General features: G+C 69.6%; 11 protein-coding genes. 2 read left to right on the top strand and 9 right to left on the bottom strand.

The window, feature by feature from the left end; all coding sequences use genetic code 11:
• Window positions 1-4: 4 nt before the first annotated feature.
• The 3 genes from NUG20_RS09110 to NUG20_RS09100 are packed head-to-tail and all read right to left on the bottom strand — an operon-like array spanning window position 5 to window position 3555.
• Window positions 5-427, bottom strand: a complete 423-nt coding sequence (locus NUG20_RS09110; protein ID WP_263398019.1) for an ExbD/TolR family protein — start codon at window positions 425-427, stop codon at window positions 5-7.
• Between the two features lie 4 nt (window positions 428-431).
• Window positions 432-1109, bottom strand: a complete 678-nt coding sequence (locus tag NUG20_RS09105) for a MotA/TolQ/ExbB proton channel family protein (protein WP_263398433.1) — start codon at window positions 1107-1109, stop codon at window positions 432-434.
• Window positions 1003-3555, bottom strand: coding sequence for a DNA internalization-related competence protein ComEC/Rec2 (locus tag NUG20_RS09100; protein WP_263398018.1), 2553 nt, complete (start codon window positions 3553-3555; stop codon window positions 1003-1005). Before NUG20_RS09100 ends, NUG20_RS09105 begins: the two co-directional genes overlap by 107 nt.
• Before the next feature lie 39 nt (window positions 3556-3594).
• Here NUG20_RS09100 and NUG20_RS09095 point away from each other — a divergent pair, with 39 nt between their 5' ends.
• Window positions 3595-3777 carry a hypothetical protein gene (locus NUG20_RS09095; RefSeq protein WP_263398017.1) on the top strand — a complete coding sequence of 61 codons (183 nt, stop codon included), beginning with the start codon at window positions 3595-3597 and terminating at the stop codon, window positions 3775-3777.
• Between the two features lie 108 nt (window positions 3778-3885).
• Window positions 3886-4950 (top strand): SDR family oxidoreductase, encoded by a 1065-nt coding sequence (locus NUG20_RS09090; RefSeq protein WP_263398016.1) that lies wholly within the window; start codon window positions 3886-3888, stop codon window positions 4948-4950.
• A gap of 1236 nt (window positions 4951-6186) precedes the next feature.
• Here the strand turns inward: NUG20_RS09090 and lolD are convergent.
• The 6 genes from lolD to sdhA form a co-directional block, all read right to left on the bottom strand.
• A complete protein-coding gene (lolD, locus tag NUG20_RS09085) occupies window positions 6187-6924 on the bottom strand; it encodes a lipoprotein-releasing ABC transporter ATP-binding protein LolD (RefSeq protein ID WP_263398432.1) in 738 nt (245 codons plus the stop codon).
• A gap of 10 nt (window positions 6925-6934) precedes the next feature.
• Window positions 6935-8179: a lipoprotein-releasing ABC transporter permease subunit gene (locus NUG20_RS09080; RefSeq protein WP_263398015.1), complete on the bottom strand. Its 1245-nt coding sequence runs from the start codon at window positions 8177-8179 to the stop codon at window positions 6935-6937.
• A 23-nt stretch (window positions 8180-8202) separates the two neighbouring features.
• A complete protein-coding gene (locus NUG20_RS09075; RefSeq protein ID WP_263398014.1) occupies window positions 8203-8658 on the bottom strand; it encodes a hypothetical protein in 456 nt (151 codons plus the stop codon).
• The gene (locus NUG20_RS09070; RefSeq protein ID WP_191824597.1) at window positions 8609-8857 is read right to left on the bottom strand and encodes an FAD assembly factor SdhE; all 249 of its coding nucleotides are present in this window, start codon (window positions 8855-8857) and stop codon (window positions 8609-8611) included. The genes NUG20_RS09075 and NUG20_RS09070 overlap by 50 nt, the downstream gene beginning before the upstream one ends.
• A 128-nt stretch (window positions 8858-8985) precedes the next feature.
• Window positions 8986-9768: a succinate dehydrogenase iron-sulfur subunit gene (locus NUG20_RS09065; protein ID WP_179564023.1), complete on the bottom strand. Its 783-nt coding sequence runs from the start codon at window positions 9766-9768 to the stop codon at window positions 8986-8988.
• A 105-nt stretch (window positions 9769-9873) separates the two neighbouring features.
• Window positions 9874-11664, bottom strand: coding sequence for a succinate dehydrogenase flavoprotein subunit (sdhA, locus tag NUG20_RS09060; RefSeq protein WP_263398013.1), 1791 nt, complete (start codon window positions 11662-11664; stop codon window positions 9874-9876).
• Window positions 11665-11694: the final 30 nt, after the last annotated feature.

The raw sequence follows: 11694 nt of genomic DNA, 5'->3' as shown, positions 1-11694 counted from the left end.
CCGCTCACGGTTTGACTTCCGGCGCGGTGGCGATGGCGATGCGGCGGAAACCGAGCTGGCCCAGCGCGTCCTGCGCGGTGACCACGGCCTGGTAGGGGGTGCGCGCATCGGCCCGCAGCAGCACCGGCTGCTCGCGGTCGTCGCCGGCGACCTGGGCGATGCTGCGCTTGACCGACTCCACGTCGGTGCGCAGCACTTCCTGGTCGTTGATGAAATAGTGCCCGTCGGCATTGACCAGCACGCTCAGCGCGCGCGGCGGCGCCGGGTTGTGCTGGTCGCTGGCGTTGGGCAGCTGCAGTTGCAGGGTGGAACGGGCGTCGAAGGTGGTGGTCACAACGAAGAAGATGATCAGCACAAGGATGACGTCGATCAGGGGCACCAGGTCGATCTGCGGCTCGTCCTGGCCGCGGTCGTCGCGGATCCGCACCGGCTCAGCCCTTGGCCGGCGCAGCGGCGCCCGGGCGCGAGGCCGTGCGCGGCGTGCCCGGTGCCGGCGCGCCAGGGCGGCCGTGACCGTCGAGGACATCGCTCAAGGCGGTGGCCTCCTGCTCCATCTCGATGACGTAGCCGGCGATGCGGCCCTTGAAATAGCGGTGGAAGACCAGCGCCGGCACCGCGATGATCATGCCGGTGGCGGTGCACACCAGCGCCTTGCCGATGCCGCCGGCGAGCTGGTTCACGTCGCCGACGCCGTGGTCGAGGATGCCCAGGAACATCTGGATCATGCCGACCACGGTGCCGAGCAGGCCGAGCAGCGGCCCGGCCGAGGCCACCGTGCCCAACGCGTTCAGGAACCGCTCCATGCGATGCACGACGTGGCGGCCGGTGTCCTCGATCCGCTCGCGGACGATCTCGCGCGGGCGGTTGCGCACGTCCAGCCCCGCGGCGAGCAGCGCGCCCAGCGGCGAATTGTGCCGCAGCGACTCGATGTGGGTCTGGTCCAGCTTGCCGCGCGTGGCCCAGTTGCGCACTTCCTGGCCCAGCCCCGGCGGCAGCACTTCGCTACGGCGCAGGCTCCAGAACCGCTCCAGGACGATCGCCAGCGCGACCACGCCCAACAGCAGCAACGGCACCATCGGCCAGCCACCGGCCTTGACCAGTTCCCACACGTCGCAACCCTCCGGCACGTTCGGCCGTTCGTTCACTGGCCGATAGGATAGCAGCCGCCCGCGCCCGCTCCGCGGCATCCCACAGCCGCGCCCGCCACGGCCGCCGTTCGCGCAGCTGCAGCCCCGCCTGCCCCAGCCACACCCGCAGCGCGCCGCCCTGCGGGGTGGTCGCGACTTCGGCGCCGGACGCCTGCCAGCGCGCCACCACCGCCGGCCGCGGATGGCCGAAGCGGTTGCCGTCGCCGGCCGAGACCAGCGCCAGCCGCGCGCCGGTGGCGGCGACGAAGGCCGGCTGCGAGGAATGCGCGCTGCCGTGATGTGGCGCCAGCACCACGTCGGCGCGCAGGTCCTGCGGCCTCTGGCGCAGCAGGCGACTCTCGACGACCTCGCCGATGTCGCCGGTCAGCAGCATCGCGCCGTGCGCGCTTTCCACCCGCAGCACGCAGCTCGACTCGTTGCCGAGGTAGGGAAACCCGGGCGTGGGATGCAGGAAGCGGAAGCGCACCCCGTCCCACTCCCAGGCCGTCCCGGCCTGGCACGGGCGGTCCACCCGCACCGGCGCGCCGGCCGGCGCCTCGGCCAGGGCCACCGGCAGCGCTGCGCGGACCGCATCGAAGCCGCCGGCGTGGTCGTTGTCGCCATGGCTGATCACCGCCCGGTCCAGCCACGCCACGCCGAGCGCGTGCAGCGCCGGCACCACCGCGCGCTCGCCGGCGTCGTAGCCGTCCTTGATCGCCGGCCCGGCGTCGTACAGCAACTGGTGCCGTGCGGTGCGCACCAGCACCGACAGGCCCTGGCCGACGTCGATCATCACCAGTTCCACCTCGCCCGGCGCCGGCCGCTCCAGCGGCGGCCAGAACAGCGGCAGCCACAGCAGGGCCGCCAGCGGCTTGCCCGGGACCGCGCGCGGCAGCAACAGCCAGAACGCGCCCAGCAGCGCCAGCGGCAGCGCCCAGTCGCGCGCCTCGGGCAACCACCACAGCGCGAAGCGGCTTTCGCCCAGGGTGCTGAACAGCGGCCAGGACAGGTCGAAGCACGCCGCCGCCGCGCGCCATGCCCAACTCCCGGCACCGGCATGCAGCGCTTCCAGCGCGGTGCCGAGCAGCGCCAGCGGCACCACCACCAGGCTCCACCAGGGAATCGCCAGCAGGTTGGCCAGCGGCCCGGCCGCCGAGGCCTGCCCGAACAGCATCGTGCTCAGCGGCAGCAGTCCCACGGTGGCCACGCCCTGCGCCGACAGGAACTCGCGCAGCTTGTCGCGCCAGCCGCTGCCGGCGACCGGCATGCACCAGGCCAGCCAGGCCACGCCGAGGAAGCTCAGCCAGAACCCCGCCGACAGCACCGCCAGCGGGTCGAAGACCAGCATGACGATCGCTGCCAGCGCCAGGCCATCGACCACCCGCACCGGGCGCCGCCACAGGCGCGCGACCACCACCACTGCGATCATCAGCAAGGTGCGCACGGTCGGCAGCGCCATTCCCGACAGCACGGTGTAGCCACCGGCGCCGAGCACCGCCAGCAACGCCGCCGCCTGGCGTCGCGGCCAATGCCGTCCCAGCCGCGGCCACAGCCGCCACAGGCCGCCGCCGAGCAGCGCGAACGCACCGGCGACCAGGCCGACATGGAAACCGGAGATCGCGATCAGATGGGTCAGGCCGGCGGCGCGCAGGATGCGCCAGTCGCGGTCGTCCAGCATCCGCGTATCGCCGAGCGCCAGCGCCTGCACATAACGCGCGGAGGCCCGCGGCACCGCGGCCGCGATCCGCGCCGACACGCGCTCGCGCCAGGCATCGATGCCGCGCCCGGGCGCCAGTTCGGCGGCCTCGCGCGGCGCCGCCACGTAGCCGCTGGCGCTGATCCGCTGCGCCAGCGCATACGCCTCGGCGTCGAAGCCGCCGGGGTTGCTGAGCCCGCGAGGCGCGCGCAGGCGCACGCTCAGGCGCCAGCGCGCGCCGGCATGCAGCGCGGTACGTGGACCTGGCGCCTGCGCGCCGAAATCGTCGTACCAGGCCAGTTGCAGCAGGCGCCCGCGCAACGGCGCCGGCTGCGCGGGGTCGGCATCCACCGGGAACAGGAATCGCGTGCGCCGTACCTCTGCCTGCGGCAACTCCACCACCTGCCCGCTCAGCGTGGCCACGCGCTTTTCCAGGTTCGCCGGCAGTTGCCGCGCCAGCACCATGCCGGCGACCAGCCCCAACCATCCGCAGCCCACCGCGAACGCACCCAGCCAACGCCAGCGCGGCAGGCCCACGAACAGCGCGATGCCGCCCAGCAGCAGCGCCAGCGACAGCGGCCACGGCGCCAGCCGCGGCAGCCACAAGGTCGCCAGCACGCCGGCGGTCAGAGCGGCGGCGACGGCGATGCCGAACGGCGCGATCGCGCTGCCGTGCGAAGGCGCCGATACGCGGACGGCGTGGCCGTCGGCAGGTGCCGAGCATTGCCGCATGCGATCGCCTCCTTGGCATGGACGGGTGAAGGTGCACGAGTGGCCGCAGCCATCGCGCCGGACGACGGCGACCGCGTCGGGCGACATCGAGGTCAGCAGACGACCCGGGGCCGCCGCTACCTGTCGCGGTCTTTCGTGGTCATCGTCATCGCGCTGGCTGCATCGACAGGCTCTCGCGCCGTGCCGATGCGCGCTATCGGCCAAGCCCTGCAGGCCGCGTAGGAATTCGCCGCACGCGCCTTGCGTCGTCACGTGCAGCGCACGGTCGCTTTCGCCGCATGTTCATCGGCGTCTCGCTAGCGTGCCGGTTTGGCTGATGAGGATCCGCGCATGCGCAAGGGCACCGCACTGGTGGTCGGGGTCACCGGCATTTCCGGCTACAACCTGGCCAGGGTCCTGGTCGCGGAAGGCTGGACCGTCTATGGCCTGGCGCGCCGCCCGGTCCCGCAGGAAGGCGTGATCGCGGTCGCCGCCGACCTGCTCGATCGCGAGGCGACCATGGCCGCGCTGCGCGGGCTGCCGATTACCCACGTGTTCTTCTGCACATGGACACGGCGCGCCACCGAGAAGGAAAACGTCGCCGCCAACGGCGCGATGCTGCGCCATCTGCGCGAAGGCCTGGACGGCGCCACGCTGCAGCACATGGCGCTGGTCACCGGCACCAAGCATTACGTGGGTTCGTTCGAACACTACGGCAGCGGCAAGGCGGAGACGCCATTCCGCGAGAGCGAGCCGCGCCAGCCCGGCGAGAACTTCTACTACACGCTGGAAGACCTGCTGTTCGACGCCGCCGCACGCCACAGTTTCGGCTGGAGCGTGCACCGCTCGCACACCATGATCGGCCAGGCCAACGGCAGCAATGCGATGAACATGGGCGTGACCCTGGCGGTGTACGCGACGCTGTGCAAGCACAGTGGGCAGCCGTTCGTGTTCCCCGGCTCGCGCGCGCAGTGGGACAGCCTCACCGACCTCACCGACGCCGGCCTGCTCGGCCGCCAGCTGGCCTGGGCCGCGACCAGCCCGGCCGCGCGCAACCAGGCGTTCAACACGGTCAACGGCGACGTGTTCCGCTGGCGCTGGATGTGGGGCGAGATCGCCGCGTTCTTCGGCCTGGAGGCCGCGCCGTATCCAGAGGCGCCGATGCCGCTGGAGCCGCGCCTGAAGGACAGCGCGCCGGCACAATGGCGCCAGATCGCCGAGGGGCACGCGCTGGTGCAGGCGGACGTGAATCAGCTGGCGTCGTGGTGGCATACCGATGCCGACCTCGGCCGCGAAATCGAGTGCGTCAACGACATGACCAAGAGCCGCGATCTCGGCTTCCTCGGCTACTACGACAGCCGCGCGTCGTTCCTGGAACTGTTCACCAGGCTGCGCGCGCAGCGGATGATTCCCTGACGGTCGCAGAATCGCAGCATCGGCGGGTTGGCTGCTGCCGCTGTGAGAGCGGCGATGAGGGATTGTCGAATTGACAGGATCTGAGGGTCTTCGTCCGGTGGGTCTGGAGCGACTTCGGTCGCGACGAGCGAAGCATTGGAGGTGCCGCGACCGAAACGCGTCGGGACTGAAGTCCCTCCCACAGTGCACCCAGCGAGCGGGCCACAAGTCCCTTGTGGGAGCGACTTCGGTCGCGACGAGCGAAGCGGTGGAGATGCCGCGACCGGACCGCGTCGGGACTGAAGTCCTCCCACAGTGCACCCAGCGAGCAGGCCACGAATCCTTTGTGGGAGCGACTTCAGTCGCGACGAGCGAAGCATTGGAGGTGCCGCGACCGGACCGCGTCGGGACTGAAGTCCCTCCCACAGTGCACCAGGCGAGCAGGCCACAAGTCCCTGTGGGAGCGACTTCAGTCGCGACGAGCGAAGCGGTGGAGATGCCGCGACCGAACCGCGTCGGGACTGAAGTCCCTCCCACAGTGCACCCAGCGAGCAGGCCACAAGTCCCTTGTGGGAGCGACTTCAGTCGCGACGAGCGAAGCGGTGGAGATGCCGCGACCGGACCGCGCCGGGACTGAAGTCCTCCCACAGTGCACCCAGCGAGCAGGCCAAAAGTCTCTTGTAGGAGCGACTTCAGTCGCGACGAGCGAAGCGGTGGAGATGCCGCGACCGGACCGCGTCCGGACTGAAGTCCTCCCACAGTGCACCCAGCGAGCAGGCCACGAGTCCCTTGTAGGAGCGACTTCAGTCGCGACGAGCGAAGCGGTGGAGATGCCGCGACCGGACCGCGCCGGGACTGAAGTCCCTCCCACAGTGCACCCAGCGAGCAGGCCACAAGTCCCTTGTGGGAGCGACTTCAGTCGCGACGAGCGAAGCGGTGGAGATGCCGCGACCGGACCGCGCCGGGACTGAAGTCCTCCCACAGTGCACCCAACGAGCAGGCCACAAGTCCCCTGTGGGAGCGACTCCGCGTGGCTTCGGCCCATCGGGCCACCGGGTGTTCCATGACCGGAAAAACTCCGGCTTCGTTCGTCGCGGCTGAAGCCGCTCCTACAGGGGGCGTGGCCGGCGGCTGGGTGCACTGTAGGAGCGGCTTCAGCCGCGACCGATCGCCGGAACCGCCATTGTTCCGAAATGCATTCGTCGCAGCCGCCGGGTCGCGACCATGCCGGCGCATTCCACGCCGACACACGCGCCGCTACACGTCGGCAGGCGCCAGTTCGCGCAGCTTGCCCTGGTGCAGTTCCAGCACACGGTCGAGCTTGCGCGCCAGGCTGCGGTCATGGGTGACCAGAGCCAGGCTGGTGCCGTGCGCGCGGTTGAGGTCGAGCATCAGCGCGAACACGTTGGCCGCGGTCTTGTCGTCGAGGTTGCCGGTCGGCTCGTCGCCGAGCACGCAGGCCGGGCGGTTGACCAGCGCACGCGCCACCGCCGCGCGCTGGCGCTCGCCGCCGGACAGTTCGCCCGGCTTGTGCTCCAGGCGATGGCCCAGGCCCACCGATTCCAGCAAGGCGCGCGCGCGCGCCTCGGCGTCCTTGACCGCGGCGCCGCCGAGCAGCACCGGCATCATCACGTTCTCCAGCGCGGTGAATTCCGGCAGCAGGTGATGGAACTGGTAGACGAAGCCCAGCGAGCGGTTGCGCAGTTGCCCGCGCGCCGCGTCCGACAGCGCCGACATGCGCTGCCCGGCCACGTACACCTCGCCGGCGGTGGGCACGTCGAGGCCGCCGAGCAGGTGCAGCAGCGTGCTCTTGCCGGCGCCGGACGCGCCGACGATGGCCACGGTCTCGCCCGGCGCCACGGCCAGGTCCAGCCCGTCGAACACCGGCGTGCGCATCTTGCCTTCGGCGTAGGTCTTGCCGAGGCCTTCGGCGCGGATCGCCGCATCGGCACGCTGTGGCTTTTGCACTTCCGAGTCCCGAGTCCCGAGTCCCATGTCCCGATGCTCATTCATAACGCAGCGCCTCCGCCGGTTGCGTACGCGCCGCGCGCCAGGCCGGGTACAGCGTGGCCAGGAAGCTCATCAGCAGCGCGACAAGGGTGATCACCACCACGTCGTGCGGCTGCATGTCGGTGGGCAGGCCGGTGATGTAGTACACGTCCTCGGGCAGCAGCTTGATGTTGAACAGCGCTTCGATGCCGGCCAGGATCCGCTCCAGGTTCAGGGTCAGCACGATGCCGCCGATCACCCCGGCGACGGTGCCGATCACGCCGATCAGCGTGCCCTGCACCATGAACACCTGCATCACCCCGCCCGGGCTCAGCCCCAGCGTGCGCAGGATGGCGATGTCGGCCTGCTTGTCGGTGACCAGCATCACCTGCGAGGACACCAGGTTGAACGCGCCCATCGCGATGATCAGCGACAGCAGGATGCCCATCACCGTCTTTTCCATCTTCAGCGACTGGTAGAGGTTGGCGTTCTCGCGGGTCCAGTCGCTGACCATGTACGGGCCGTGCAGGTTCAGCGCCAGGTCGCGGGCCACGTTCCAGGCCAGGTCCATGTTGTGCAGCTTCAGGCGCACGCCGGTGACGCCGTCGCCCATGCGCAGCACGCGTTGCATGTCCGCCATGCTGGTCACCGCCAGGCCGCGGTCGATCTCGTTGTAGCCGGCCTCGAAGATGCCGCTGACGGTGAAGCGCTTGTAGCGCGGCACCATGCCCATCGGGCTGGCCTGCGGTTCGCCGAGCATCACCACCACCTTGTCGCCGACGCCCACGCCCAGCCACAGCGCCAGTTCCTGGCCGAGCAGGATGTTGTAGGAGCCGGGGGTCAGGCTGTCGATCGAGCCCTGCTTCATCTTCTGCGCCAGCACCGAGACCTTGGCCTCCTCGCCGGGCAGGATGCCGCGCACGATCGCCGGCTGGTTGCGCTGCCCGGTGAGCAGCGCCTCTTCCTCGACGTACGGCGCGGCGCCGGCCACGCGCGGATCGCGGGTGGCCACGTCCACCGCGTGCTGCCAGTCCTGCATCGGCGCGCCCTGCGCGCTGACCGTGGCATGCGCGGCCATCTGCAGCAGGCGGTCGCGGATCTCCTTCTGGAAACCGCTCATCACCGCCAGCGTGGTGATCAGCACGGTCACGCCCAGGGCGATGCCGAGGATCGAGGCCATCGAAATGAAAGAGATGAAGTTGTTGCGGCGCTTGGCGCGCAGGTAGCGCAGGCCGATGGCCACGGGTAAGGGTTTGAACATGCGCAGCCACCGTCCAGGGAGCGCTATGGTGCCATCTGCGGGGGCGCAGACGAAGCGGCACGGGCCTGAGCGGCCAGACGCAGTTCACGTCGCGCCGGCGCCGGCAGCGTGTCCGGCCACCAGGCCAGGCGCCCTACCCGTCCGTGCGCGTCGCGCCAGCGCACGAACGCCAGCGGCCCGCGCCAGTCCACCTGCAGCGCCGCCACCGGCTGGCCATCGACGCTCGCCGCCACGCTGCCCTGCGGTGGAATCAGCAGCGCGCGCGGCGCGCGGCGGGCTTCGCGGCGCAGCAGCAGCGCCGCGTACAGCGCGGCCAACGCCGCTGCCGGCCAGGCCCAGGGCCGCGGCATGTCCGAGCCCAGGATCGACAGCGGCGCCAGCACGCTCAGCAGCGCCAGTGCCGCCAGCAGCCAGCGCGATGGGCGCCACTCAAGCCGGCATGGCGCGGATGGTGGCGATGAGATCGGCGGCGCGCGCATCGGGACAAGCCTCGTAGCCCATGAACCAGCGCCACAACTTATCGTCCTCGCAATCGAGCAGGTATAGGAAAACCCCGCGCTCGGCCTCGGAGGCTTGCGCCCAGCGCCGGTCCAGGTAGCGCCCGAACAGCTGGTCCAGCTCGCGCATGCCGCGCCGGCAGCGCCAGCGCAGCTTCTTCAGTTCGGTGGCTTCGTCCATCGCATCGCACCCATGTCTTTGTGGACGGACGCCTGCTGCGGCGACCGCCGGAAACGCGCGCGGCACCGAACCCGAGAGCCGGTGCCGCGCAGTGGACGGGCACGCCCGCCATGTGTGGAGCTAACCGATCAGGCGCGGCGCGCCATCATCAGCTTCTTGATCTCGGCGATCGCCAGCGCCGGGTTCAGCCCCTTCGGACAGGTCCGCGCGCAGTTCATGATGGTGTGGCAGCGGTACAGCTTGAACGGATCTTCCAGGTCGTCCAGGCGCGCACCGGTGTCCTCGTCGCGCGAGTCGATGATCCAGCGGTAGGCTTGCAGCAGGATCGCCGGGCCCAGGTAGCGCTCGCCGTTCCACCAGTAGCTCGGGCAGCTGGTCGAGCAGCACGCGCACAGGATGCACTCGTACAGGCCGTCGAGCTTCTTGCGGTCTTCCGGCGACTGCAGCCGCTCGCGGTCCGGCGGCGGCGGGGTCTGGGTGCGGATCCATGGCTTGATCGACGCGTACTGCGCGTAGAAGTGGGTCAGGTCCGGCACCAGATCCTTGATCACGCTCATGTGCGGCAGCGGATAGATCGGCACTTCGGCCTTGTCGCAGTCGGCGATCGCCTTGGTGCAGGCCAGCGTGTTGGTGCCGTCGATGTTCATCGCGCACGACCCGCAGATGCCCTCGCGGCAGGAACGGCGGAAGGTCAGGGTCGGATCGATCTCGTTCTTGATCTTGATCAGCGCGTCCAGAACCATCGGGCCGCACGCGTCCAGATCCACCTCGTAGGTGTCGGTACGCGGGTTGCTGTCGTCGTCCGGATTCCAACGGTAGACCTTGAAGGTGCGTGCATTCTTCGCGCCGGTGGCGGGAAAGTGCTTGCCCTTGCCGATCTTGGAATTCTTGGGGAGGGTGAACTCTGCCATGGCTTTTAAAATCCGGGATTGGGGATTAGGGATTGGGGGGTGCGTTGGGCGCAGGAAACGAAGTGCTTCGAATCCCGAATCACCAATCCCCAATCCCGGCTTTGGTCAGTACACGCGCGGCTTCGGCGGCACCACGTCAACGTCCTTGCTGAGCGTATACATGTGCACCGGGCGGTAGTCGAAGCTGCACTGGCCCTTGTCGTCGACGGTGACCAGGGTGTGCTTCTGCCAGTTGACGTCGTCGCGGTCGGGGAAATCCTCGTGCGCATGCGCGCCGCGGCTTTCCTTGCGCTGCTCGGCCGAGTTGATCGTCGCCACCGCGTTGAGCAGCAGGTTGTTCAGTTCGTAGGTCTCGATCAGGTCCGAATTCCACACCAGCGAGCGGTCGGAGACCTTCACGTCCTGGAACGTGGCGAAGATCTCGGCCATCTTGTCCACGCCTTCCTGCAGCGTCTTGCTGGTGCGGAACACCGCCGCGTCGGACTGCATGGTGCGCTGCATCTTGTCGCGGATCACCGACGTCGGGGTGCCGCCGTTGGAGTTGCGCAGCTTGTCGAGCAGGCCCAGCGCCTTGTCGCAGGAATCGCTGGGCAGGGTCTTGTGCGGCGCGCCGGACTTGATCGTCTCGGCGCAACGGATGGCCACCGCGCGGCCGAACACCACCAGGTCCAACAGCGAGTTGGAGCCCAGGCGGTTGGCGCCGTGCACCGACACGCAGGCCGCCTCGCCGATCGCGTACAGGCCGGGCACCACCGAATCCGGGTTGTCGCCGTCCTTGCGCACCACTTCGCCGTGGTAGTTGGTCGGGATGCCGCCCATGTTGTAGTGCACGGTCGGGATCACCGGGATCGGCTGCTTGGCCACGTCGACGCCGGCGAAGATGTGCGCGCTCTCGGCGATGCCGGGCAGCTTGTCGTTGATCACTTCCGGGCCGAGATGGGTCAGATCGAGCAGGATGTGGTCCTTGTGCTCGCCGACGCCGCGGCCTTCGCGGATCTCGATGGTCATCGAACGCGACACCACGTCGCGCGAGGCCAGATCCTTGTAGTGCGGGGCGTAGCGCTCCATGAAGCGCTCGCCGTTGCTGTTGCGCAGGATGCCGCCTTCGCCGCGCACGCCCTCGGTGATCAGGCAGCCGGCGCCGTAGATGCCGGTGGGATGGAACTGCACGAACTCCATGTCCTGCATCGGCAGGCCGGCGCGCATCACCAGGCCGCCGCCGTCGCCGGTGCAGGTGTGGGCGGAGGTGGCGCTGAAGTAGGCGCGGCCGTAGCCACCGGTGGCCAGCACCACGCCATGGGCGCGGAACAGGTGCAGCGAGCCTTCGGCCATGTCCAGCGCGAGCACGCCGCGGCACACGCCTTCCTCGTCGAAGATCAAGTCCAGCGCGAAGTACTCGATCATGAAGCGCGCGTTGTGCGCCAGCGACTGCTGGTACAGCGTGTGCAGCATGGCGTGGCCGGTGCGGTCGGCGGCGGCGCAGGTGCGCTGCGCGGACGGGCCTTCGCCGTACTTGGTGGTCATGCCGCCGAACGGACGCTGGTAGATCTTGCCGTCCTCGGTGCGCGAGAACGGCACGCCGTAGTGTTCCAGCTCGATGATCGCCGGGATCGCCTCGCGGCACATGTACTCGATCGCGTCCTGGTCGCCCAGCCAGTCCGAGCCCTTGATGGTGTCGTAGAAGTGGTAGCGCCAGTCGTCCTCGCCCATGTTGCCGAGCGCGGCGGAGATGCCGCCCTGCGCAGCCACGGTGTGCGAACGGGTCGGGAAGACCTTGGTCAGGCAGACCGTCTGCAGGCCCTTCTGGGCCAGGCCGAAGGTGGCGCGCAGGCCGGCGCCGCCGGCGCCGACCACGACCATGTCGTACTTGTGTTCGGTGATCTTGTAAGCGGACATCGAAATGGGGGTTCCTAGAAGGGTCGCCGG

It is taken from the genome of Xanthomonas sp. CFBP 8443 (assembly GCF_025666195.1).
Classification (GTDB): Bacteria; Pseudomonadota; Gammaproteobacteria; order Xanthomonadales; family Xanthomonadaceae; genus Xanthomonas_A.
The sequence above is the reverse complement of the archived record's forward strand: the minus strand, read 5'-3'. Positions and strand labels throughout refer to the sequence as shown.

What these genes read in the sequence shown, in the direction of transcription:
- NUG20_RS09075 (WP_263398014.1), bottom strand. Translation starts at nt 8,658, where the DNA reads ATGCGCGCGCCGCCGATCTCATCGCCACCATCCGCGCCATGCCGGCTT.
- NUG20_RS09090 (WP_263398016.1), top strand. Translation starts at nt 3,886, where the DNA reads ATGCGCAAGGGCACCGCACTGGTGGTCGGGGTCACCGGCATTTCCGGC.
- sdhA (WP_263398013.1), bottom strand. Translation starts at nt 11,664, where the DNA reads ATGTCCGCTTACAAGATCACCGAACACAAGTACGACATGGTCGTGGTC.
- NUG20_RS09070 (WP_191824597.1), bottom strand. Translation starts at nt 8,857, where the DNA reads ATGGACGAAGCCACCGAACTGAAGAAGCTGCGCTGGCGCTGCCGGCGC.
- NUG20_RS09100 (WP_263398018.1), bottom strand. Translation starts at nt 3,555, where the DNA reads ATGCGGCAATGCTCGGCACCTGCCGACGGCCACGCCGTCCGCGTATCG.
- lolD (WP_263398432.1), bottom strand. Translation starts at nt 6,924, where the DNA reads ATGGGACTCGGGACTCGGGACTCGGAAGTGCAAAAGCCACAGCGTGCC.
- NUG20_RS09065 (WP_179564023.1), bottom strand. Translation starts at nt 9,768, where the DNA reads ATGGCAGAGTTCACCCTCCCCAAGAATTCCAAGATCGGCAAGGGCAAG.
- NUG20_RS09080 (WP_263398015.1), bottom strand. Translation starts at nt 8,179, where the DNA reads ATGTTCAAACCCTTACCCGTGGCCATCGGCCTGCGCTACCTGCGCGCC.